Genomic DNA, 24,856 nt, shown 5'->3' with positions numbered 1-24,856 from the left:
TTTATTTCCCCCTTACAACTGTTCCAATATTTTCGCCTAAAACGGCACGTTTAATGTTACCTTTTTCCATAACAGAGAATACAATTAATGGAATATCATTGTCCATACATAAAGAAGAAGCTGTTGAATCCATTACACCTAAACCTTCTTTTAATACATCTAAGTAAGTAAGTGTTTCGTATTTCGTAGCTGTTGGGTCAAGAGATGGATCTGCATTATATACGCCATCTACATTGTTTTTCGCCATTAAGATAACGTCTGCTTCGATTTCCGCTGCACGTAGTGCTGCCGTTGTATCTGTAGAGAAATAAGGGTTACCTGTACCTGCTGCAAAGATCACAACACGTTTTTTCTCTAGATGACGAACTGCTTTACGACGAATGTAAGGCTCTGCTACTTGACGCATTTCAATTGAAGTTTGAACACGAGTTTGAATTCCAATGTTCTCTAGGCTATCTTGAAGAGCTAATGAGTTCATAACTGTCGCTAACATACCCATGTAATCTGCTCCAGCACGATCCATTCCCATTTCACTTCCGATTTTTCCACGCCAAATGTTTCCGCCACCAACAACAACAGCAACTTCTACATCAAGTTCTGCAATCTCTTTCACTTGTTCCGCAACTGATTTAATAACAGATGGGTTAATTCCAAATCCTTGTTCGCCAGCTAACGCTTCTCCGCTTAGCTTTAATACGACACGATTATATTTCGGTTTACTCATAATGAACCTCCAATTGCTTACATCTTTATTTTAAAAAAGGGAACACAATGTGTTCCCTAATCTTTATTAGTTGCTACCTTTTACTTGGTTCATTACTTCTTCAGCAAAGTTGTCTTCGCGTTTTTCGATACCTTCACCAACAGCGTAGCGAACGAATCCTTTTAATGTTCCGCCTTTAGACTCAACGAACTGACGAACTTTCATATCAGGGTTTTTAACGAATGCTTGGTCAAGTAAGCAAATTTCTTCGAAGAATTTGCCTAGACGGCCTTCAACCATTTTTGCAACGATTTTTTCAGGCTTGCCTTCGTTTAAAGCTTGTTGTGTTAATACTTGACGCTCATGCTCAACTTCTTCAGCTGTTACAGCATCGCGGTCGATGTATTTAGGGTTAACTGCTGCAATGTGCATTGCTACATCTTTAGCAGCAGCTTCGTCAGTAGAACCTTCAAGAACTGTTAATACACCAATACGTCCACCCATGTGTAGGTAAGCGCCGAATGCATCAGCATCAGTTTTTGTTACGATTTCGAAACGACGAAGTGTAAGTTTTTCACCAATTTTAGCGATTGCTTCGTTGATGTGCTCTTCTACTGTTTTGCCGCCTTCGATTGTTTGAGCCATAGCTTCTTCAATGTTAGCTGGTTTGTTAGCTAATAAGTGAGCAGCTAATTCTTTAATTAATGCTTGGAAACCTTCGTTTTTCGCAACGAAATCAGTTTCAGAGTTTAATTCTAAGATTAAACCTTCGTTACCGTTTGTTTCGATGAAAGTTAAACCTTCAGCAGCGATGCGGTCTGCTTTTTTAGCAGCTTTCGCAATACCTTTTTCACGTAAGAAGTCAATTGCCTTCTCCATGTCGCCATTAGTTTCTGTTAAAGCTTTTTTGCAGTCCATCATACCTGCGCCAGTTTTTTCACGTAATTCTTTTACCATTTGTGCAGTGATTGCCATACTATTCATCCTCCTAAAATATGTATTTATACCTTTTATAAAGGTGTTTATACCTTAAAAAAGGTGATAAAAGGCCGAACCCCTTATCACCTTTCCAACTTTGTTACGCAGTAACAGTTTCTTCACCTTGTTTTGCTTCAAGGATCGCGTCTGCCATTTTAGATGTAAGAAGTTTTACAGCACGAATTGCATCATCGTTTGCTGGGATAACGTGATCGATTTCGTCTGGATCACAGTTTGTATCAACGATACCGATGATTGGAATGTGTAATTTGCGTGCTTCAGCAACTGCAATACGCTCTTTACGAGGGTCTACTACGAATAATGCACTTGGAAGACCTTTCATATCTTTAATACCGCCTAAGAATTTCTCAAGACGCTCTAACTCTTTTTTAAGTTGAACAACTTCTTTCTTAGGAAGTACTTCGAAAGTACCATCTTCTTGCATTCTTTCGATGTCTTTAAGACGCTTGATACGTTTTTGGATTGTTTGGAAGTTTGTTAAAGTTCCACCTAACCAACGTTGGTTAACGAAGTACATACCAGCACGAGTTGCTTCTTCTTTAATAGCTTCTTGTGCTTGTTTTTTAGTACCTACGAATAAGATGTCTCCACCTTCAGCAGCGATGTCGCGCATCGTTCTGTAAGCTTCCTCAACTTTTTTCACAGTTTTTTGTAAGTCGATGATGTAGATACCGTTACGCTCTGTGAAAATGTAACGCTTCATTTTTGGGTTCCAACGACGAGTTTGATGTCCGAAATGAACACCAGCTTCAAGCAATTGCTTCATAGAAATTACTGACATAATATAGTTCCTCCTAAATGGTTTTTGATATCCTCCGTTTACTTCATCTCTAAGCGAAACTACAAACGTAGCACCAACACTTAAATCAGTAAACGTGTGTACTTTGTACTGACACCACTGCTTACTATATCATACTGAAATATTACAATCAAGTCGAAAATGCGAAGAATGTAAAACTTTCTTTGTTCACACTCGAATTCTAGTATTACCAACCTGTATTTCTTTTAAGCGAGAAAATGAAATTCAATTCATAGCTTCTCCGAGAAACACGATTATGACACTATTTGCATACAACATCAATCTTTTATACACAAAAAACTCTCCTCAAAAAATGAGGAGAGTTTTATAAATTAGTTTGTTTTTAATTTAGCAAGTTCCTGTAGAAACTTGTCGTTTAGCACTTTAATGTATGTTCCTTTCATGCCTAAAGAGCGAGATTCAATAACACCAGCACTTTCTAATTTACGTAGTGCATTTACGATTACAGAACGAGTGATTCCTACGCGATCAGCAATTTTACTTGCAACTAGTAAACCTTCTGTTCCATTTAATTCTTCGAAGATATGCTCAATTGCTTCTAACTCACTGTAAGATAATGAGCTAATCGCCATTTGAACAACAGCTTTACTACGTGCTTCCTCTTCGATTTCTTCCGCTTTTTCACGTAAGATTTCCATACCTACTACAGTTGAACTGTATTCAGCAAGGATTAAATCATCGTCTAAGAACTCTTGACCAAGACGAGCTAAAACTAATGTACCTAGACGCTCACCGCCACCAACGATTGGTACGATTGTAGTTAAACCTTGACCGAATAATTCTCTATTTTCTACTGGGAATGCTGTGTAAGCACTGTTTACATCTAAGTTAGAAGATGTTTCTGTAATGTTGAATAAGCTTTGTGTGTATTCTTCCGGGAATTGACGCTCTGCAAGCATTTGTTTCATACGCTCATTCTCAATTTGTTGGTGAATTGCATAACCTAGTAATTTACCACGACGACTTACTACGAATACGTTCGCTTCGATTACTTCACACATTGTGTCAGACATTTCTCTAAAGTTTACAGGCTTTCCTGCTGCGCTCTGTAATAACGCATTTAATTTTCTTGTTTTTGCTAATAATTCCATTTCAAAAGTTCCTCCTACATGTTACTCACATATTTTTTCATCACTTGGAAACTAGGGCGAGTCACCTGATGACACAATTACAAAATAAACTGGCTCACATCTTTATTTTTAGCAATCGTTGCTAATTTCTCCTCAACATACTGAGGTGTTATCGTTATTTTCTCTAACGTAATTTCAGATGCTTCAAACGATAAATCTTCAAGGAGCTTCTCCATAATCGTATGAAGTCTTCTTGCTCCAATATTATCTGTATCCTGATTAACTTGATAAGCAATCTCAGCAATCTTACGAATAGCTTCGTCTGAAAATTCAATTTCTATACCTTCAGTCGCTAATAAAGCCATATATTGTTTAATTAACGCATTATCAGGCTCGATTAATATTTTAACAAAATCCTCTGTCGATAATTTTGTTAATTCTACTCGAATCGGAAATCTCCCTTGCAGTTCCGGAATTAAATCCGACGGTTTAGACATATGAAACGCTCCAGCTGCAACGAATAAAATATAATCCGTTTTTACTGATCCGTATTTTGTCGCAACATTCGACCCTTCTACAATTGGTAAAATGTCACGTTGCACACCTTCACGTGATACATCTACGCTATTCGACTGCTTACCAGCAATTTTGTCAATTTCATCGATAAAAATAATCCCGAGCTGTTCAGCACGATAAACAGCCTCTTGTGTAACTTCATCCATATCAATTAAGCGCTGTGCTTCCTCATTTGTCAAGAGTTTTCTTGCTTCTTTCACAGAAAGTTTACGTTTTTTTGTTTTTTTCGGCATAAAACTTCCTAATGCATCTTGGAAATTCATTCCCATTTGTTCCATGCCAGTTCCTTGTAGCATATCGAACATGGAAGACTGTTGCTCAGTCACTTCAATCGATACAATTTCATCTTCAAGAAGTCCTGCAGCAAGCTTTCTTTCCACATCTTGACGTTTCTTTTCGATTTCAACATCTTCCTGTGCATCAGATGTTTGATTCGAATTTTGAGCACCACCAAATAGCATTTCTAATGGGTTTTTAAATCCAGATTGTTTCTCCGGACTGGGCACTAAAATTTCTACAAGACGTTGGTTCGCTTGTTCTTCTGCTTTATCTTGTACTTTAACTACCATTTCTTCTTTCACGATACGAACTGACGTTTCCACAAGGTCACGTACCATCGATTCTACATCTCTACCTACATATCCAACTTCTGTGAATTTCGTAGCTTCAACCTTAATAAAAGGTGCTCCAACGAGTTTCGCCATTCGTCGTGCTACCTCTGTTTTACCAACACCTGTTGGTCCAATCATTAAAATATTTTTAGGCGCAATTTCATCACGTAGATTTTCAGCTAATTTACTTCGACGATATCGATTTCTTAAAGCTACAGCAACCGCTTTCTTCGCATCTTTTTGACCGATAATGTATTGATCTAATTTTTCCACAATTTGACGCGGAGTAAAATGTAAATGCATATAAAATGCCTCCCTTACGATTCTACAATTCTTCCACAATTATATTGTGGTTTGTATACACACAAATATCACCAGCAATGTCTAAACTCGCTTTCGCAATTTGCTTCGCTGTTAAATGTTCACTTGCATATTGCTTTAAAGCACGACCTGCAGAAAGCGCATAATTCCCACCAGATCCAATCGCTAAAATACCATCATCCGGCTCAATCACTTCTCCTGTACCTGAAACAAGAAGCATAGTTGTTTTATCCATGACAATAAGCATCGCTTCTAGCTGACGTAACATTTTGTCGCCACGCCATTGTTTTGCCATCTCAACTGCAGCACGCTGCAAGTTCCCGTTGTACTCTTCTAATTTCCCTTCAAACATTTCAAAAAGAGTAAATGCGTCAGCAACAGAACCTGCAAAGCCAGCTAAAACTTTCCCTTGGAAAAGTTTACGGACTTTACGAGCTGTATGTTTCATTACAACTGCATTTCCCATTGTCACCTGACCATCTCCAGCCATTGCACATTCTCCATTATGATGAACTGCAAATATCGTTGTAGCGTGGAAATTTCCCATAGAAAAAACTCCTTTATATGTTTTTATAGCTTTAAAAGCAATTTATGCCCGTGGGTGATGCTTCATGTAGACCGAACGCAATCTTTCTTTAGAGACATGCGTATAAATTTGTGTCGTCGACAAATTCTCATGACCGAGTAGCTCCTGTACAGTACGTAAATCTGCCCCTTCGTCTAACATATGTGTAGCAAATGTATGCCTTAACATATGGGGACTTATCCGCATTGTTAGTGAAGCCTTCTTAATGAGTTCGTTTAATACATAGCGTACCCCTCGACTTGTTAGCGGCGTGCCTTTCGCATTTAAAAATACCATATGAGAGTGTTCTTCAGTTTTTTGAGCTAACTGTTTTCTCCCGTTCTCTATATAAGTAATTAAAGCATCTTGCGCATAGCTTCCGAACGGAATATACCTTTGTTTTTTTCCTTTTCCCATTACTAAAATTGTTCCCACCGCGAAGTCAATATCGGTAAGTTGTAAATTGACACATTCACTCACACGGATTCCAGTCGCATACATCAACTCTAATAAAGCTTGATTCCTTTGACCTAGCGGCGTTTCCGTATCAGCAACTTCAAATAATTCCTCTAATTCTTCAGCATATAAAAACTTTGGGATTGACAATTCTTTTTTGGGGAGTGACGCAAGTGCAAACGGATTATCTTTCCGATAACCTTCACGCATCAAAAAACGATATAAACTTCGTAAGCTTGATACTTTTCTTGCGACAGATTTACGGGCTAACTTTTCATCGTGCAACGTCGTTAAGTACAAACGAACATCCGCGTATGTAACATCTAAAAAAGAGGATATGCCTTCTCGCTCCATAAATTGCACAAAATGTTCTAAATCATTTTGATAACTTGCAATTGTATATTTTGAATAATTTCTTTCAATTTGTAAATATCCAACGAATAATTGTAACAATTTCTTCACATTCACACAATTCACCTCAATAAAGGCTACTAAATCGTATCACAACTTAGTAGCCTTTGCAAGAAATTTAACTAAATATTTACAAAATTTTGAATTGTTTCTAAAGCGCGTGTTGCATATGCTTCATTTCGTTCTGCTTTTCTCTTAATTTTCTTCTCTAACGGTGCAAACAAACCGAAGTTTGCATTCATTGGTTGGAAGTTTTTCGCGTTTGTCGCAGTAATATAATTTGCCATACTTCCCATTGCAGTTACAGGCGGTAATACAACCGGTTCTTCACCTTTCACAAGTCGAGCAGCGTTAATACCCGCTAGTAATCCTGACGCCGCCGATTCAACATATCCCTCTACTCCAGTCATTTGGCCAGCGAAGAATAAATCATCACGTTGTTTATATTGATATGTTGGACGAAGCAAGTTAGGTGAATTAATAAACGTATTACGATGCATTACACCATAACGTACAATCTCTGCGTTTTCCAGGCCTGGAATTAACTGTAACACTTCTTTTTGTGGTCCCCACTTTAAATGCGTTTGGAAACCTACGATATTGTATAATGTTCCCGCTGCATCATCTTGACGTAACTGAACAACAGCATATGGCGTTTTTCCTGTTTTCGGATCTTCTAATCCAACAGGTTTCATCGGTCCAAATACTAGGGTCTGTCTTCCTCTACTTGCCATAACTTCTACCGGCATACAACCTTCAAAGAAAATTTCTTTTTCAAATTCTTTTAAAGGTACTGTTTCAGCAGCAATTAAAGCCTCGTAAAAACGGTCAAATTCCTCTTCCGTCATTGGGCAGTTTAAATATGCAGCTTCACCTTTATCGTAACGAGACTTTAAATATACTTTATTCATATCAATGCTGTCTTTCTCAACAATCGGTGCTGCAGCATCATAGAAATAAAAATAATCTTCACCTGTTAATTCTTTTAATTGTGCAGCAAGATCTGGAGACGTAAGTGGACCTGTCGCGATAACAGTAGGCCCTTCTGGAATTTCAGTAATTTCTTCATTCATCACAGTTACGTTCGGATGTTTTTTCACATACTCCGTTACCTTTGCCGCAAATTCATGACGATCTACAGCTAAAGCCCCTCCTGCTGGTACAGAGCACTCATCAGCTGCACGAATAATAACAGAGTCCATTAGACGCATTTCTTCTTTAATAACACCAACAGCGTTTGTTAATGTGTTTGCGCGAAGCGAGTTACTGCATACTAACTCTGCAAATTTATCTGTGTGATGAGCTGGCGTTTGCCTTACTGGTCTCATTTCATATAATTTTACTTGGACACCACGTTTTGCAATTTGATAAGCTGCTTCACTTCCTGCAAGACCTGCGCCAATGACGTTTACTACTTGTGTTGTCATATTTATCACCTTTCCTTTTCTTCCCGAAAAAAATGTGAGCAGTTACGCTCACATTTGTTGTTCTTCTTCATAATCACACGAAATACATTGTACTTGCACGCCTTTTTTCAACTTCTTCTCTACAAGCATACCTTCGCACTTCGGACATTTACGACCAATTGGTTTATCCCAAGATACAAAGTCACACTCTGGATACGTACCGCATCCATAGAAAAGACGTTTCTTTTTATTACTACGGCGTTCAATAATTTGACCTTTATCACACTTCGGACAAGTAACACCGATTTCTTTCACAATCGGTTTTGTATTACGACAATCTGGGAAATTCGAACAAGCCATAAATTTCCCGTATTTACCCATTTTAAAGACCATTGGGTGATCACACAATTCACAGTCTTCCCCAGCTGGTTCATCTTTAATTTCCACTTCACGCATTTCTTTTTCCGCTTTTTCTAAACGCGGTTCAAAGCCTACGTAGAAATCATCAACAATTTTTACCCAATTCGCATTTCCTTCTTCTACTTCATCAAGACTTTGCTCCATGTTAGCAGTAAATTCAATGTTAATAATTTCTGGGAAAAACTCTAAAATAAGTTCAATTACTATTTCACCAAGTTCAGTTGGAACGAAGCGTTTATTATCCAAACCTACGTATCCACGTTTTTGAATCGTTTCAAGTGTCGGCACGTAAGTCGACGGTCTTCCAATTCCAAGCTCTTCAAGTGTTCTTACTAGACGAGCCTCTGTATAGCGCGGCGGAGGTTGTGTAAAATGTTGCTTCGGTTCTAAATCCTTCGAAAATACAGTTTCCCCTACTTCTAAAGGTGGCAACATTTTATCCTTTTCTTCAGCCCCGTCATCTTTCGACTCTACATACACTTTCATAAATCCTGGAAACTTTACAACCGATCCACTTGCACGGAACTGAACATTGTTATTAATGAGTCTAGCTGTCACAGTATCCATTATAGCAGACGCCATTTGACTTGCAACAAATCGCTCCCAAATCAGTTTATACAACCGAAGTTGATCACGACTTAAGAAACTCTTTAGTTCCTCTGGCCTTCTCATTACCGAAGTAGGACGAATTGCCTCATGCGCATCTTGTGCGTTCGACTTTTTCGTTTCTTTCTTCTTCTCTGTTCCTATGTATTCCGCACCAAACGCCTCAGTAATGTAAGTACGCACCTCTGTTTGAGCTGTTTCCGAGATACGTGTTGAGTCAGTTCTCATATACGTAATAAGACCTACAGTCCCTTGCTTTCCAAGATCTATCCCTTCATACAATTGCTGCGCGAGCATCATTGTTTTCTTTGCTCGCATGTTTAACTTACGCGCTGCCTCTTGTTGCAAGGAAGATGTTGTAAACGGTAATGCAGGATTACGTTTTCGCTCTTTTCGCGTTACATTTTCAACTGAAAACGCATTATCTTTCATCTGTTCAATTATTTCATTCACTTGCGTTTCATTCGTTAATTGAACTTTTTCACCATCTACACCGTAAAAACTTGCTTCAAATGTGTCTTTCCCTTTCACAAATTCTGTCTTAATTGTCCAGAATTCTTCAGGCTCAAAGATTTGAATTTCTTTTTCACGTTCGATAATTAAACGAACTGCTACAGATTGTACGCGTCCTGCACTTAATCCTTTTTTTACTTTCTTCCATAATAAAGGACTAATATTGTAACCAACAAGACGATCTAGTATACGCCTTGCTTGTTGTGCATCTACTAAATCCATATTAATCGCACGAGGATGTTTAAATGATTCTTTTATTGCATCTTTTGTAATCTCATTAAACACAACTCGGCAATCTGATTCAACGTCCACATTTAACGTATTGGCTAAATGCCAAGCAATTGCTTCCCCTTCGCGGTCTGGATCGGCCGCGAGATAGACTTTCTTTGCTTTTTTTGCCGCTGATTTTAAATCTTTTAAGACGGGACCTTTACCACGAATGGTAATATACTTCGGGGTGAAGTTGTTCTTTACTTCTATCCCCATTTGGCTTTTAGGTAAATCGCGAACGTGTCCCATAGACGCGACAACTTTGTATTTTTTCCCTAAATATTTCTCAATGGTCTTCGCCTTAGAAGGCGACTCCACGATTACGAGGTAATCTGACATGCTAGTGCCTCCTTAAGAGGTGGATTCAAGTCTTCATCAATCTTATTGATTTCTCTTGTTTTTGTCAATCAAGAATGAATATACCATACAGTGCCTATCTACCATTTGTCAATAATTGTTTAATAAAAACATAAAAATATAAGGTTAATTTAAAACCTCTTCCAAGATATCCTCTGCATTTCTTACTAGTTTTGCTCCTTGTTGAATCAGATGATTCGTTCCTGATGCACTATCTATAAATATAGGTCCAGGAAGTGCAAATACCTCTCTATTTTGCTCTAAAGCAAGGTCCGCAGTAATAAGTGTTCCACTTCTTGATTTCGCTTCTACAACTAAAACACCCTTACTTATACCACTAATAATTCGGTTCCTTTTTGGAAAATACCATTTTTTCGGTGCATAGTGCGGCGGATACTCTGTCAATAACAATATATATTCATTCCACGTTTCATATAAATGTCTATTCTCTTTTGGATACATATACGATAATCCATGTCCTAGTATTGCAATAGTCGGGCAATGCCGTCTTACTGTAATTTCATGTGACATTGTATCTATCCCTCTTGCAAACCCACTGACAATAAGCCATTCCCTTTCTAATAATGGGTGTAAAATAAATTTTAAACTCTCATGTCCATATAAAGTCGGTTCTCTCGTTCCAATAACCGCTAATTTATTCGCTTTATTGAGAAAATCCTTCTCTCCTTTTCCATATAACACAAAGGGGGGATCTTGTATTTCACGTAATAATTGTGGATAATCTTCATCCCATATAGTCATATAAAAGATTCGATTTTTCTCTAAATAAGATATATATTGCGGGAGATTTGAACTTTGAAGAAAATTTACTAATTCTGAAGATTTTTTCGAGGATATTCCAGTGTAGTATTCCATTTGTTTTGTATTAAACGTGTATATTCCCTTCAATTCAGGATCGACATATAGTAGTCTTTCCATCGCCTTCCAATGATCCGCTAAAAAATAATGAAGATGTAATAATCGTTCTCTTTTCATCTTAATTCTCCTTACCCATAATTTTTATTATGTAAACAAGAATTGCGTAAAAAGACACCTTCAAGCAAGAAGGTGTCTTTCAACAGATTAGTAGTTTTTACAAGTCTCAAATAGACCTTTTTCTTTTAAGACAGAGATTAGCGTTTCGCCCATAACCGCTGGAGTTTCCGCTACTTTAATACCACAAGCTTCCATCGTTTTAATCTTTTCTGCAGCAGTTCCTTTACCACCAGAAATGATTGCACCAGCATGGCCCATACGTTTGCCAGCAGGCGCTGTTTGGCCACCAATGAAGCCTACAACAGGTTTGGTCATATTAGCTTTCACCCATTCAGCTGCCTCTTCTTCTGCTGTACCACCGATTTCACCAATCATAATTACAGCATGCGTTTCTTCATCTTCATTAAATGCTTTTAACGCATCAATAAAGTCCGTACCGTTAACTGGGTCCCCACCGATACCTACAGCAGTAGATTGGCCAATACCTTCTTGTGTTAACTGATGTACAGCCTCATACGTTAATGTACCAGAGCGAGATACGATACCTACATGGCCTTTTTTATGAATGTACCCTGGCATAATACCAATTTTACATTCATCAGGCGTAATAACACCAGGACAGTTTGGTCCAAGTAAACGTGTATGTTTACCCGCCATATATCTCTTTACATTTACCATATCTAATACAGGAATTCCTTCAGTAATACATACTACTAAATCGATTTCTGCATCAACTGCTTCCATAATTGCATCAGCCGCAAAAGCGGGTGGAACGTATACAACTGAAGCATTTGCGCCTGTTGCTTTCACTGCATCTTCTACAGTATCAAATACTGGTACACCTTCAATATCAGTGCCACCTTTACCTGGCGTTACACCACCGACAATTTTCGTACCGTATTCAATCATTTGTTTTGTGTGGAATAAACCTTGAGAACCTGTAATACCTTGAACAATAACTTTTGTATCTTTATTAACTAATACGCTCATTTTTCTCCCCCGCTTTCTATTAGCCCACTAGTGAAACAATTTTTTGTGCACCGTCTGCCATAGATTCTGCTGCAACAATATTTAAGCCAGACTCATTTAAAATTTTCTTACCTAACTCTACGTTTGTACCTTCAAGACGTACAACTAAAGGTAATTCAAGACCTACTTGTTTCGTTGCTTCAATAACACCTTCTGCGATAACATCACACTTCATGATGCCACCAAAAATGTTAACGAAGATACCTTTTACGTTTTTGTCAGAAAGGATAATTTTGAATGCTTCTGTAACTTTTTCAGCTGTTGCACCGCCACCAACATCTAAGAAGTTAGCTGGATCACCATGATAATGTTTAATGATATCCATTGTAGCCATAGCTAAACCTGCACCATTAACCATACAACCGATATTTCCATCTAAAGGAATGTAGTTTAAGTCATATTTAGAAGCTTCAATTTCTTTTGAATCTTCCTCATCAAGATCACGAAGTTCTAAAATGTCTTTATGGCGATATAAAGCATTAGAATCAAAGTTTAATTTCGCATCTAATGCCATAACTTTACCGTCACCTGTTGTAACAAGTGGATTAATCTCCGCAATAGAGCAATCTTTTTCGATAAACGCACGGTATAAGCCCATCATAAACTTCACAGTTTGTCCTACAAGCTCTTTTGGAATATTGATGTTAAATGCGATTCGGCGCGCTTGGAAGCCTTGTAAGCCTACTGCTGGATCAATATATTCTTTAAAGATTTTTTCAGGTGTTTGCTCTGCTACTTCTTCAATCTCTGTTCCACCTTCTTCAGATGCCATTAAAACAACTTGAGAAGTTGCACGATCTAAAACTAGACCAACATAATATTCTTTTTTAATATCGCAACCTTCTTCGATAAGTAAGCGTTTTACTTCCTTACCTTCAGGACCTGTTTGATGTGTCACAAGTGTAGTTCCTAAAATGCTCTCTGCATATGTACGAACTTCATCTAAATTTTTTGCAACTTTTACTCCGCCAGCTTTGCCGCGTCCACCAGCGTGAATTTGTGCTTTTACTACACATACATCCGTTCCTAATTCTTTCGCTGCTTCTACAGCTTCTTCTACTGTAAATGCAACCTTCCCGTTCGGAACGCTAACCCCATAGCTTCTAAGGACTGCCTTACCTTGGTACTCATGGATATTCATGGTCCCATCCTCCCCTGTTTTCCTGTTTTACTCGAAAAGTTTTTTAATGTTTAAAAAACATTACATTGCCATTGTATAAGATGATTGGCACGCTGTCTACAATAAAGTGTCAGAAAACTGAAATCGCTTTATTCTTTTTTGAAAATAATAATGTTCGTATACCAAAATAAAAAAATAAGCTGCATATTCGCAGCTTATTTTTGAATCATATCTTTAATTGGCGCAAACGATTTTCGATGTTCTTCTAATACTCCATGCGCTTCAATCGCTTCTAAATGTTGTTTTGTGCCATATCCCATATGTTGTTCAAATCCATATGCAGGATACTTTTCCCCAAGCTCTTTCATCATACGATCTCTCGTTACTTTCGCAATAATGGATGCAGCTGAAATAGAAATACTTTTCGCATCACCTTTAATAATGGATGTTTGCGGAATTGGTGTAGGAAGTTTCATCGCATCAATTAATAAATATTCTGGTGCACAAGATAAATTCGCAACAGCATCTAACATCGCTTGTTTCGTCGCTTGATAAATATTTATCTCATCAATCATTTGTGGTGATACAATTCCAACTCCAATTGCAATTGCTTGCGCTTTGATTTCATCATAAAAACGCTCTCGCTTCGCCTCACTCAGCTTTTTCGAGTCATTTAATCCTGGAATATAAAAATCTTCCGGAAGGACAACAGCTGCCGTTACAACAGGCCCAGCTAGCGGTCCACGACCTACTTCATCTATACCTGCGATATATGTGAGACCTTTTTCACGTAATGCAATCTCGTACCTGGACATTTCGAAAAACTTTTCTTTTTCTTTCTGCGCTAACTCTTTTTGTTTATGCCACCTCAAAATGAGCTTTTGTACCCCTTTTCGCTCGTCTTTCATTAATATTTGAAAGCGGTCATCTTCTTCACTCATTATTTCATGCAGTAAACGTTCCGCTTCTTGAATAGTCACTTTTTGCATTCATGCCACTCCCTTTATATACAAAAAAGAAAAGACGTACAAACGCACGTCTTATACTTCTTCTACTTTTTCTGCATCTTCTGTTTGCTCTGCAAACTCTTCTGGTGTTTCAAACGTCATTTTTCCAAGTTTTCCACCACGAAGCTCACGCAGTACAAGCTCAGATGTTTTATCATAATCAATCATTCCGCCGCCCATTAAACAGCCTCTATTTTTTCCAATTGCATCGAATAACTCCACAATATCTTCTGGAATCTCATTTAAATTATATCGCTCTTTCAAACGTTCTGGATAATGCTTCTCCATAAAACGTAGTGCGTAAACAGCAACATCTTGTAAATTTAAAATTGAATCTTTAATTGCGCCCGTTGTCGCTAATCTAAGACCCACTAATTGATCTTCAAATTTAGGCCATAAAATACCAGGTGTATCTAACAATTCCATTTCTTTCCCAACTTTAATCCATTGTTGAGCTGTTGTCACACCAGGACGATCTCCTGTTTTAGCAATATTTTTCTTCGCCAACTTATTAATTAACGTAGATTTGCCAACATTCGGTATACCTACAATTAATGCACGAATTGCTCTCGGTCTAATACCTTTTGCAGCCATTTTGTCAAATTTTTCTTTCACCAACACTTTACAAGCCGCTGCAATTTCCTTCATACCTTGTCCAGCTTGTGCGTTAATTGAAATTGCCATCTGGCCTTTTTCTTTAAAATATGCGATCCATTGCTTTGTTAAACGATCATCTGCCATATCCGCTTTATTTAAAACAACAAGCCTCGGTTTATGTGTAATAATCTCATCGATCATTGGATTTCGAGAAGATAAAGGTAATCGAGCATCTACAAGCTCAATTACAACATCAATTAACTTTAATTTTTCTGTTACTTGGCGTCTAGCCTTTGCCATATGTCCCGGGAACCACTGAATTACCATGTTGCCACCTTCTTTTTCTTTTATTTCACAATACGAGCATCTTTTAACGGCCAATATAGTATATTCGCTTTTCCAATCACTTGGTCCATTGAAATTGTACCAATCGAACGGCTATCTTTACTAAAACGACGATTATCGCCTAAAACAAATAATTGACCTTCTGGAACAGTTTTCTTCCCTGTCATTTCTTCAAGAGTAAAATCATATGTAAGCGGCCCATCAGCAATTTGTTTTTTCTGCTTGTCTAAATACGGCTCCTCATAAGCCTTTCCGTTAACATATAGTTTATCATTACGATACTCTATTTCATCGCCTGGTAGGCCGATAATGCGCTTAATATAATCTTTATCTTCCGTTGCTCGGAATACGATAATATCAAATCGTTTCGGATCTCCTATGTGGTAACCAATTTTATTGACAATCATTCGATCACGATCATGTAAAGTAGACGCCATCGATACTCCATCTACGAGAATTGGCGCAAAGAAAAACTGTCTAATAACACCCGCTAATACAACAGCAATCAAAATTGCTTTGATCCATTCCCAAAGTGAACTCTTTTCTTTCTTCATGCATTTCCCCTCCACGATTATGTAAGCTGCTCGTATTATATCAAAATTTTATATAGATTGGAAAAAGGGAGCTTGTGTATTTACAAGCTCCCATACATGTCTTATCGAATTTCTTTAATACGTGCTTTTTTACCGCGAAGGTTACGTAAGTAGTATAACTTAGCACGACGTACTTTACCACGGCGAAGTACTTCAAGTTTCGCGATTCTTGGCGTGTGAACTGGGAATGTACGCTCAACACCTACACCGTAAGAAATCTTACGAACTGTGAATGTTTCACTGATTCCGCCACCACGACGTTTAATTACAACACCTTCGAAAAGCTGAATTCTTTCACGAGTTCCCTCAACTACTTTTACGTGTACACGTAAAGTGTCTCCAGGACGGAATGAAGGAAGGTCAGTTTTTAATTGGCCTTGAGTAATTTCTGCGATTAATTGTTGCATATTAAATTCTCTCCTTTAAACAGATGCTCTTATAAAGTCTTAATAAATTACAGCGGAACATCGTTAATACGGCCACTGATTTCAGTAGCACAAGTGTTATAATAGCATATTGCTAGGACTGTTGCAATAGGAAATATATCAAGCCCTTACTTGTCTTCTTTAATCTGTTCTAGCCATTTCGCTTCTTGCTTAGATAATTCTCGTTCTTCCAGTAAATCCGGTCTACGCGTGTACGTACGACGTAGTGATTCTTTGTGTCGCCATTCATCAATATTTTTATGATTTCCTGACATTAATACATTCGGTACCTTCATACCACGAAAATCAGCTGGACGTGTATAATGAGGATGCTCTAATAAACCTGTACTAAACGAATCCTCGACTTGTGAAGCATGATTTCCTAGCACTCCCGGCAGGAGACGCACGACACTATCAGTAATAACCATAGAGGCTAACTCTCCTCCGGTTAATACGTAGTCACCGATAGAAATCTCATCTGTTACGAGATGCTCACGAATTCGTTCATCGTACCCTTCATAATGACCACACACAAAAATAACATGCTCTTCTTCAGCAAGTTCTTCTGCCTTCTTCTGCGTAAAACGCTCTCCTTGTGGACACATTAAAACAACTCTCGGTTTACGGTCTGTTTCCTTCGTTAACTCTTCCACTGCATCAAAGATAGGCTGAGGGGTTAATACCATCCCAGCGCCACCACCATACGGATAATCATCTACGCTATTATGCTTACTCGTTGTATAATCGCGGAAATTGACAACACGAAGCTCTACCGCTTCTTTTTCTTGTGCTTTCTTTAAAATTGAAGATCCAAACACACCCGTAAACATATCTGGAAACAATGTTAAAATGTCAATTTTCATTATAGCAATCCTTCCATTACATGAATGGTTACTAATTTATTCTCAATGTTAACTTGAAGTACAACATCATCAATATAAGGAATTAACAGATCTTGACCTTTTGGACGTTTAATTACCCAAACATCATTTGCACCAGGAGATAAAATTTCTTTTATTGTTCCTAACGCTTCTCCTTCTTCCGTTACAACACTGCAACCAATAATTTCATGGTAGTAGTATTCGCCTTCAGCTAGTTCACCTAACTGCTCTTCTGGTACTTTTATTAAAGAACCTTTAAACTTCTCTGCTTCATCTACATTGTTGTATCCTTCAAATGTTAATAAATCAAATGTCTTATGCTGACGATGAGAAGTTACTTTCACCGGAAGGTAGTCTGTACTTTTCTCATTACTTATGTATAGCGTGTTTCCTACTTTATATCGCTCTTCTGGAAAATCAGTACGAGAAATAACACGAATTTCTCCTCTTACGCCATGAGTATTTACAATTTTCCCTACGTTAAACCATTTTGTCATAAATAGTATGTCACCCCTGGTTTCTATATAAATTAAGCATTTCCATTTCATATATGGAACATGCAACTTCTCTTTAAATGTTAAAAAAGGGAGAGGAAATAACTCCTCGCCCTTTTTACGTTTATTGAATTTCCAGTGTTACTTTTTCATCATTATGATGTCCCACTGAATACAAGAGCATTCGAATTGCTTTCGCAACTCTTCCTTGCTTTCCAATGACTTTTCCAACATCCTCAGGATGTACAGTTAATCGATACTTTATCTCTCCGTTGTAAAGTTCCTGTGTAACTTTTACATCTTCAGGATGATCGACAAGAGGCTTGACAATCGTCTCGACTAACTTCTTCATAGTCATTGCCTCAATTACTTACCTTGTTTAGATAAGTGGAATTTCTCCATGATACCTTGGTTAGAGAATAAGTTACGAACTGTATCAGATGGTTTAGCACCATTTCCTAACCATTTTAATGCTGCTTCTTCGTTGATCTTAACTTCAGCTGGTTGAGCAACCGGATTGTAAGTACCGATTTCCTCAATGAAACGTCCGTCACGAGGAGAACGAGAATCTGCAACAACTACACGATAGAAAGGAGTTTTTTTAGCTCCCATACGTTTTAAACGAATTTTAACTGCCATTTATAAAGCACCTCCGAATTTATTTCACACAGATAATTATATTAGCAAAAAGACTATTGCTTTGTAAAGTATTTTTTCTTAACAGAGCCATCTTTTTTCCTTACATGAATGGAAACTTCAATCCACCTAGTCCTTTTTTCTTACCTTTTTGCATTCCCGTCATCGTTTTCATCATCTTTTTCATATCATCAAATTGCTTGATTAAACGATTGATTTCTTGTACCGTTGTACCGCTACCTTTGGCAATGCGCTTTTTGCGACTAGCATTGATTATTTCCGGTTGTTCTCGCTCTAATTTAGTCATAGAACGAATAATTGCCTCAATATGCCCAATTTGTTTTTCATCAACTTGCGCATTTTTCAGCCCTTTAATTTTATTTGCACCAGGAAGCATTCCTAACAATTCATCAAGCGGTCCAAGTTGACGCACTTGTCCAAGTTGTTCTAGGAAATCGTCAAGCGTAAACGAAAGCGTACGCATTTTTTGCTCAAGTTCTTTTGCTTTCTCTTCATCAACTGTAGCTTGCGCTTTTTCAATTAATGTTAAGACGTCTCCCATCCCTAAAATACGGGATGCCATACGCTCTGGATGGAACGCTTCAATCGCATCTAGTTTTTCACCCATACCAGCAAATTTAATCGGTGTATTTGTTACCGCCTTAATAGATAATGCCGCACCACCGCGCGTATCACCATCTAATTTCGTTAATACAACACCTGTTAAACCTAACTGTTCATGGAAACTTTGTGCAACATTTACCGCGTCTTGTCCCGTCATTGCATCGACAACAAGGAAAATTTCATCCGGTTTCGCAACTTCTTTCACTTTCGCTAATTCATCCATTAGTTCTTCATCAATATGCAGGCGACCTGCTGTATCAATTAAAACATAATCGTGATGATCTTCTTTTGCTTTTGCAATCGCTTGTTTCGCAATTTCAACAGGACTTACTTGATCTCCTAAAGAGAATACAGGCATGTCCAATTGCTTCCCTAATGTTTCAAGCTGTTTAATCGCTGCTGGACGGTAAATATCCGCTGCAACAAGCATTGGTTTACGATTATGCTTTTTACGAAGCAAATTCGCAAGCTTACCTGTCGTCGTTGTTTTACCTGCACCTTGCAGACCAACCATCATTATAACAGTCGGTGGCCTATTAGCAACAGCAATTTTGCTCTGCTCTCCGCCCATAAGTTCTGTAAGTTCTTCCTGTACGACTTTAATTACTTGTTGTCCAGGTGTCAAACTTGTCATTACATCTTGTCCGACAGCACGTTCAGACACACGCTTTACAAAATCTTTTACTACTTTAAAGTTAACGTCCGCTTCTAAAAGAGCTAGACGAACTTCTCTCATCATTTCTTTCACATCGGCTTCAGAAACTTTTCCTTTGCCGCGGATTTTTTGCATTGTCTGTTGAAGTCGGTCGGCTAATCCTTCAAATGCCATATTGCCGCCCTCCTAATCTAATTTTTCGATAGCTTCAACAACTTGTTTCATTTCTTCATTCACATGCTCTTCTTCGCTGATTAGCTGTTTTAGCTTTGCAACAAGTCGCTGTCGCTCTTGAAACTTTTGAAGTAATACTAATTTATCTTCATATTCTTCAAGCATCGCTTCAGTCCGTTTAATGTTATCATACACGGCTTGGCGACTTACATCAAATTCTTCCGCAATTTCACCAAGAGATAAATCATCTAGATAATAAAGCGACATATAACTTCTTTGTTTTTGCGTTAACAACGATTGATAAAAATCAAATAAATAGTTCATTCTCGTTGTTTTCTCGAGCATGTTGGATCATCCTTTGTTAAGTGATTTCCCTTTACATGAATTAGTTTACATGGAGTACAAAAGAGTGTCAAGTTTTTTTCTTAACATCACATATTTTTTATAGAAAAAGAAGCGGAAAATACCGCTTCTTTCACTTACACTTCTTCTTTTTCTACTAGGTTCGCAAATAAACCATACACATATTGTTCTGGATCAAACTGCTGTAAGTCATCCATTTGCTCTCCTAATCCAACGAATTTCACCGGTACATCCATTTCGTTACGAATCGCTAATACAATACCACCTTTAGCAGTTCCATCTAACTTCGTTAAAACAATACCAGTAACATTCGTCGCTTCACGGAACGTTTTCGCTTGGCTCAAACCGTTTTGTCCTGTTGTTGCATCAATAACAAGTAATACTTCGTGAGGAGCCCCCGGTACTTCACGCTCAATTACACGCTTCACTTTCTCTAACTCTTTCATTAAGTTTACTTTATTTTGTAAGCGTCCTGCTGTGTCACATAGTAATACGTCTACTTTACGTGCTTTCGCGGCTTGTACAGCGTCATACATAACCGCCGCTGGATCAGATCCGGATCCTTGTTTAATCACTTCTACACCAACGCGATCGCCCCATACTTCTAATTGCTCAATCGCTCCCGCGCGGAATGTATCTCCTGCCGCCAATAGGACAGACTTACCTTCTGATTTGAATTTATGTGCTAGTTTACCAATCGTCGTCGTTTTTCCTACGCCGTTAACACCGACAAATAAAACAACTGTTAATTGATCCTCTTGCATATTAATTTCGTTACTAAACTCACTGTCACCTTTGTAAATTCCTACTAACTTTTCTGAAATAACAGCTTGTACTTCTTTTGGATCCTGGATGTTACGACGTTGCACTTCTTCTTTCAATTGATCAATTAATTCCATTACCGTCGAAACTCCGACATCTGCACCAATTAAAATTTCTTCTAATTCCTCAAAGAAATCTTCATCTACTTTACGATAACGATAAACTAAATCATTTACTTTATCTGCAAACGAATTTCTCGTTTTTTCCAATCCATGTTTAAATTTCTCTGTTACCGTATCTGTTTGTTTTGAAATTTTTTCTTTTAATTTTTTAAAAAAGCTCATACTGTCCCATCCTTCCTAATTACTTGCAACTAGTTCTTCTCCATCATCTAAACGAACCGAAACAAGTTTAGATACCCCTGACTCTTGCATTGTTACACCATACAATACGTCAGACTCTTCCATTGTACCTTTTCTATGTGTAATGACAATAAACTGTGTCTCATCACTAAATTTCTTTAAATACTGCGCAAAACGGGCAACATTCGCCTCATCAAGAGCCGCCTCTACCTCATCTAGTACACAGAATGGGACTGGGCGCACTTTTAAAATACCAAATAACAGCGCAATTGCTGTTAAAGCACGCTCTCCACCTGAAAGTAAACCTAAGTTTTGTAGTTTCTTCCCTGGCGGTTGCGCTACAATATCAATACCCGTATTTAATAAGTCCTCTGGATTCGTCATGACTAAATCCGCTCTACCGCCTCCAAATAATTCAGAGAATACTGATTGAAACTCCATTCGGATTCCTTCAAACGTAGTAGAGAAGCGTTTTTTCATTTCTTCATCCATTTCAGTAATAAGCTGGTGTAATGTCGTTTTCGCTTCTTCTAGGTCATCTTTTTGCTCTAGTAAGAATGTATGACGCTCTGCTACACGCTCATACTCTTCAATTGCCCCTAAGTTTACTGTGCCTAGCTCTTCGATGGATAATTTAATTAGTTTCACCTTTTTACGCGCATCCTCTGCAGGCATCATCATTGTATACTTCAGTTTTGCTGCTTCAAATGAAATTGTATATGTTTCACGTAAATGTTGTAATCTATTTTCTAACTCTACATCAAGTCGGTTTATTTTTACTTCTTGATCTTTCAGCATCTCAAGAATGTATTTATGTTTACCTGTTGTTTCTTTCAGATTACGCTCTAACTGTTCTACTCTCTCTTGTAACGATACGCGTTGTTCACGACGAGAGCGAATTAACTCTGAAGTTTGATTACGATCATATGCTTTCTTCTCAATCATATTTGTAATCTGTTCTTCACCACTTGAATTAGATGTCATTTCTTGTTTTAAGAATGCTAAATCCTCTTTCGTTTTGACAAGCGTTGCATCCGTTTCTTCTTTTTCCTTCGTCAATCGTTCAACTTTTTCTTTTTGATTAGATAAGCGTTGCTGCTTTTCAGCCGCTAACACTTTTAACTCAGTCATTTCTTTTTGCACTTTTTCTTTCGAAGAATGCTGCTCACTTTTTTGTTTTGTTAAAGCGACAATTTTGCTATCTAATCCCGTAATCTCCGCTTGAAGAGTCGCTAAAATCTTTTCTAGCTCTTCTTTACGCCCTTGTATCTTCACTTGATCTTGTAAGAATCCTTCAATCTCTAAATCGTAAATAGATAAACGATCATTAATACGATGTTCTTCTAATTCTAAGCGACTAATTTCTTCTCTTAATTTCTGTTCATCTACACGCTCTGCTTCTACACTTTGCCTTAGTTCGCGTATTTTCACTTCTTTTTCTTGAATTTCTTGCTTTACTGCTTTAACAAAGTTTTCTAACTTCGTTGTTTTTTCTTCCATATCAGTTAACTTGCTCGTCCACTCTTCTAGTTCACGTTGACGCCCTAATAAAGAAGATTTTGCCTGCTTTACCGCTCCACCAGTCATAGAACCGCCAGGGTTCACTACATCACCTTCGATTGTAACAATGCGATATCGGTATTGCAGTTGTTTCGCCAACTCATTCGCCCCACGTAAATCTTTCGCAACAATAACAGTACCTAATAAATTTGAAACTACATTTTCATATTTATTGTTATACTGCACAAGTTCTGCCGCCACACCTACAAACGATGGGTGTTGATTTACAATACGTAATTGTTCAAATGATAACGATCTACTTTTAATAACAGCTTGCGGTAAAAACGTTGCTCGTCCATGTTTATTTTGTTTTAAAAACGTAATTGCATTACGAGCATGTTCTTCTTTTTGTACGACAATATGCTGCATCGCTGCACCTAGAGCAATTTCCATTGCAATTTCATATTCTTTCGGTACCGTTAGCAGTTCTGCAACAGCACCCTCGATACCTTGCAACCTATCTTCTCTAGCTTTTAATACTTCACGTACTCCTTGATAGAAACCAGAGTAATCTTCTTGCATTTCTTCTAGCATTTCTTTTCGAGAACGTGCCTGTTGTACAAATTGATACGCTTGATACAGTTTTGTTTCATTTTCACTATACTGCGTCTTGCATTTCCCAAGTGCCGCTTCTGTCTTTTGTATATTAGAAAGGATACCAGCTACTTTTTCTTTCACTTGTTCATAACTTTCCACAAGTTTCGTCTTTTTCGCTGTAATTTCCATACGTATTTCTACATATTTCGCATTTTCTTCATCGAGGCGTTCATTTTTTGAGTTTTGTTGTTTAGATTGTTCTTCAATCATAGATAACTCATTACGGTGACTAGCTTGTTGATTTAAAAGTTCAATATAGTCACCTTTTAAATTCTCAATTTGTTCCTCTAAATTGTCAGCAAAAGTTGCAAGCAGTAGCTCATTATCATGCAATTTTGTCTCCAACTCTTTTACTTGATTTACAAATTGCATCAACACTTCTGTACTGGATTCAATTTCACCATCATAACTTGTAGCTTTCTCTGTTAATTCAACAATTAACTGTTCGAGTTGTGCACAATGCGTCGTTGCATTTTGTTTTCTCTCTTTTAATAACTCACGCTGTCCTTCTAACTTTTCTAGCTCTTTACTAGAAAGAAGCAGTACTTCTTGTAAGGAATCTACAGACTCATCTACCGCTTGTAATTGTCCTCGTAATTCCTCAAGCTCTTCTTCACCTTTTTGTAAATGCGTTGACATTTTCGCTTCTTCGTTTTTATTATGCCCAAACTGATTTCGAAGCGCTTCCCATTTCTCATGTAATTCTTCAATTTCATGTACAATAAGCGCCGCTTCTACTTTCTCTAATTCTTCTTTTTTCTCGAGATAATCTTTCGCAATAGAAGCTTGTCTTTCCAAAGGTTCTACTTGACTACTTAATTCGTGAATGATATCTTGTACACGATTTAAGTTTTCTTGTGTGTCTGCTAATTTCACTTCAGCTTTCTTTTTACGAAGTTTGTATTTCAGCACTCCCGCAGCTTCTTCAAATACACCACGACGTTCTTCTGATTTACTACTTAAAATCTCTTCAACTTTCCCCTGGCTAATAATCGAAAAAGCTTCTCTTCCCATACCAGAGTCCATAAATAAATCGATAATATCTTTCAATCTACATGATTGTTTATTAATATAAAAATCACTATCACCCAAGCGAGATACACGACGCGTTACACACACCTCATTATATTCAATCGGTAAACGTTGATCTTCATTATTTAAAGTTATTGTTACTTCAGCAACATTAACCGCTCTTCTCGTATCACTGCCTGCAAAAATAATATCCTCCATCTTTGCACCACGTAATGATTTTGCAGATTGTTCACCAAGTACCCAGCGAATCGCATCAGTAATATTACTTTTCCCACTTCCATTAGGTCCTACTACAGAAGTTACACCTGGGACAAAATCAACAGATACACGCTCAGCAAAAGACTTAAACCCTGCTATTTCTAATCTTTTTAAAAACACGAAAGGCCTTCCTCCTATTCTCCGTTGTTATAACTGTTGTCTATACAAAAACAAGCTATTATACGGATTTCCCTTCCCTTTATTCACAAACAAAAAGAAAGTTTCATTCTATGCATAAGGAA

General features: G+C 37.7%; 24 protein-coding genes. All 24 read right to left on the bottom strand.

The genetic code is table 11. From position 1 onward, the window contains the following. Position 1 precedes the first annotated feature (1 nt). Positions 2-724 carry a UMP kinase gene (pyrH, locus tag ACTFOB_RS11515; RefSeq protein WP_000042667.1) on the bottom strand — a complete coding sequence of 241 codons (723 nt, stop codon included), beginning with the start codon at positions 722-724 and terminating at the stop codon, positions 2-4. 66 nt (positions 725-790) lie between these two features. Further along, positions 791-1,678, bottom strand: coding sequence for a translation elongation factor Ts (gene tsf / locus ACTFOB_RS11510; RefSeq protein WP_001018585.1), 888 nt, complete (start codon positions 1,676-1,678; stop codon positions 791-793). A gap of 103 nt (positions 1,679-1,781) precedes the next feature. Then, the gene (rpsB, locus tag ACTFOB_RS11505) at positions 1,782-2,483 is read right to left on the bottom strand and encodes a 30S ribosomal protein S2 (protein WP_000111485.1); all 702 of its coding nucleotides are present in this window, start codon (positions 2,481-2,483) and stop codon (positions 1,782-1,784) included. A 350-nt stretch (positions 2,484-2,833) separates the two neighbouring features. Continuing rightward, positions 2,834-3,613: a GTP-sensing pleiotropic transcriptional regulator CodY gene (codY, locus tag ACTFOB_RS11500; RefSeq protein WP_000421290.1), complete on the bottom strand. Its 780-nt coding sequence runs from the start codon at positions 3,611-3,613 to the stop codon at positions 2,834-2,836. A 77-nt stretch (positions 3,614-3,690) separates the two neighbouring features. Then, positions 3,691-5,082 carry an ATP-dependent protease ATPase subunit HslU gene (gene hslU / locus ACTFOB_RS11495; RefSeq protein WP_440025989.1) on the bottom strand — a complete coding sequence of 464 codons (1,392 nt, stop codon included), beginning with the start codon at positions 5,080-5,082 and terminating at the stop codon, positions 3,691-3,693. Positions 5,083-5,104: 22 nt separating this feature from the next. Beyond that, positions 5,105-5,647: an ATP-dependent protease proteolytic subunit HslV gene (hslV, locus tag ACTFOB_RS11490; RefSeq protein WP_000526271.1), complete on the bottom strand. Its 543-nt coding sequence runs from the start codon at positions 5,645-5,647 to the stop codon at positions 5,105-5,107. A gap of 42 nt (positions 5,648-5,689) precedes the next feature. Further along, entirely contained in the window at positions 5,690-6,589 is a 900-nt protein-coding gene (gene xerC, locus ACTFOB_RS11485) for a tyrosine recombinase XerC (RefSeq protein ID WP_440025988.1), read from the bottom strand. Positions 6,590-6,654: 65 nt separating this feature from the next. Next, the gene (trmFO, locus tag ACTFOB_RS11480) at positions 6,655-7,959 is read right to left on the bottom strand and encodes an FADH(2)-oxidizing methylenetetrahydrofolate--tRNA-(uracil(54)-C(5))-methyltransferase TrmFO (RefSeq protein ID WP_060488428.1); all 1,305 of its coding nucleotides are present in this window, start codon (positions 7,957-7,959) and stop codon (positions 6,655-6,657) included. Between the two features lie 48 nt (positions 7,960-8,007). Continuing rightward, on the bottom strand, positions 8,008-10,086 hold the full coding sequence (gene topA, locus ACTFOB_RS11475; RefSeq protein ID WP_151632637.1) for a type I DNA topoisomerase: 2,079 nt from the start codon (positions 10,084-10,086) through the stop codon (positions 8,008-8,010). 144 nt (positions 10,087-10,230) lie between these two features. Then, a complete protein-coding gene (gene dprA, locus ACTFOB_RS11470) occupies positions 10,231-11,100 on the bottom strand; it encodes a DNA-processing protein DprA (RefSeq protein WP_048563176.1) in 870 nt (289 codons plus the stop codon). An 87-nt stretch (positions 11,101-11,187) separates the two neighbouring features. Next, on the bottom strand, positions 11,188-12,090 hold the full coding sequence (gene sucD, locus ACTFOB_RS11465; protein ID WP_000115178.1) for a succinate--CoA ligase subunit alpha: 903 nt from the start codon (positions 12,088-12,090) through the stop codon (positions 11,188-11,190). Between the two features lie 19 nt (positions 12,091-12,109). Continuing rightward, positions 12,110-13,270 (bottom strand): ADP-forming succinate--CoA ligase subunit beta, encoded by a 1,161-nt coding sequence (sucC, locus tag ACTFOB_RS11460; protein ID WP_151632641.1) that lies wholly within the window; start codon positions 13,268-13,270, stop codon positions 12,110-12,112. A 194-nt stretch (positions 13,271-13,464) separates the two neighbouring features. Continuing rightward, on the bottom strand, positions 13,465-14,238 hold the full coding sequence (locus tag ACTFOB_RS11455; RefSeq protein WP_440025984.1) for a ribonuclease HII: 774 nt from the start codon (positions 14,236-14,238) through the stop codon (positions 13,465-13,467). Positions 14,239-14,289: 51 nt separating this feature from the next. After that, complete coding sequence (gene ylqF, locus ACTFOB_RS11450; protein ID WP_151632646.1) at positions 14,290-15,180, bottom strand: ribosome biogenesis GTPase YlqF; 891 nt, start codon at positions 15,178-15,180, stop codon at positions 14,290-14,292. Between the two features lie 20 nt (positions 15,181-15,200). Further along, complete coding sequence (gene lepB / locus ACTFOB_RS11445; protein ID WP_000711857.1) at positions 15,201-15,752, bottom strand: signal peptidase I; 552 nt, start codon at positions 15,750-15,752, stop codon at positions 15,201-15,203. A gap of 101 nt (positions 15,753-15,853) precedes the next feature. Then, positions 15,854-16,198: a 50S ribosomal protein L19 gene (gene rplS, locus ACTFOB_RS11440; protein WP_001186518.1), complete on the bottom strand. Its 345-nt coding sequence runs from the start codon at positions 16,196-16,198 to the stop codon at positions 15,854-15,856. A gap of 146 nt (positions 16,199-16,344) precedes the next feature. Next, entirely contained in the window at positions 16,345-17,079 is a 735-nt protein-coding gene (gene trmD, locus ACTFOB_RS11435; protein WP_064475006.1) for a tRNA (guanosine(37)-N1)-methyltransferase TrmD, read from the bottom strand. Continuing rightward, complete coding sequence (gene rimM, locus ACTFOB_RS11430) at positions 17,079-17,594, bottom strand: ribosome maturation factor RimM (protein WP_000170282.1); 516 nt, start codon at positions 17,592-17,594, stop codon at positions 17,079-17,081. Before rimM ends, trmD begins: the two co-directional genes overlap by 1 nt. A 121-nt stretch (positions 17,595-17,715) precedes the next feature. Next, a complete protein-coding gene (locus ACTFOB_RS11425; protein WP_000737399.1) occupies positions 17,716-17,943 on the bottom strand; it encodes a KH domain-containing protein in 228 nt (75 codons plus the stop codon). 14 nt (positions 17,944-17,957) lie between these two features. Then, positions 17,958-18,230 (bottom strand): 30S ribosomal protein S16, encoded by a 273-nt coding sequence (rpsP, locus tag ACTFOB_RS11420; protein ID WP_000268750.1) that lies wholly within the window; start codon positions 18,228-18,230, stop codon positions 17,958-17,960. A 100-nt stretch (positions 18,231-18,330) separates the two neighbouring features. After that, positions 18,331-19,680 carry a signal recognition particle protein gene (ffh, locus tag ACTFOB_RS11415; protein ID WP_000863466.1) on the bottom strand — a complete coding sequence of 450 codons (1,350 nt, stop codon included), beginning with the start codon at positions 19,678-19,680 and terminating at the stop codon, positions 18,331-18,333. Positions 19,681-19,692: 12 nt separating this feature from the next. Further along, positions 19,693-20,025 carry a putative DNA-binding protein gene (locus tag ACTFOB_RS11410; protein ID WP_000891061.1) on the bottom strand — a complete coding sequence of 111 codons (333 nt, stop codon included), beginning with the start codon at positions 20,023-20,025 and terminating at the stop codon, positions 19,693-19,695. Positions 20,026-20,159: 134 nt separating this feature from the next. After that, positions 20,160-21,149, bottom strand: coding sequence for a signal recognition particle-docking protein FtsY (gene ftsY / locus ACTFOB_RS11405; RefSeq protein WP_440025980.1), 990 nt, complete (start codon positions 21,147-21,149; stop codon positions 20,160-20,162). 15 nt (positions 21,150-21,164) lie between these two features. Then, complete coding sequence (gene smc / locus ACTFOB_RS11400) at positions 21,165-24,734, bottom strand: chromosome segregation protein SMC (protein WP_440025978.1); 3,570 nt, start codon at positions 24,732-24,734, stop codon at positions 21,165-21,167. Between the last annotated feature and the right edge of the window lie 122 nt (positions 24,735-24,856).

The organism is Bacillus cereus group sp. MYBK79-1 (assembly GCF_051915365.1).
Taxonomy (GTDB): Bacteria; Bacillota; Bacilli; order Bacillales; family Bacillaceae_G; genus Bacillus_A.
Note: the sequence above shows the minus strand (reverse complement) of the source record. Positions and strands in the feature narration are given on the sequence as shown.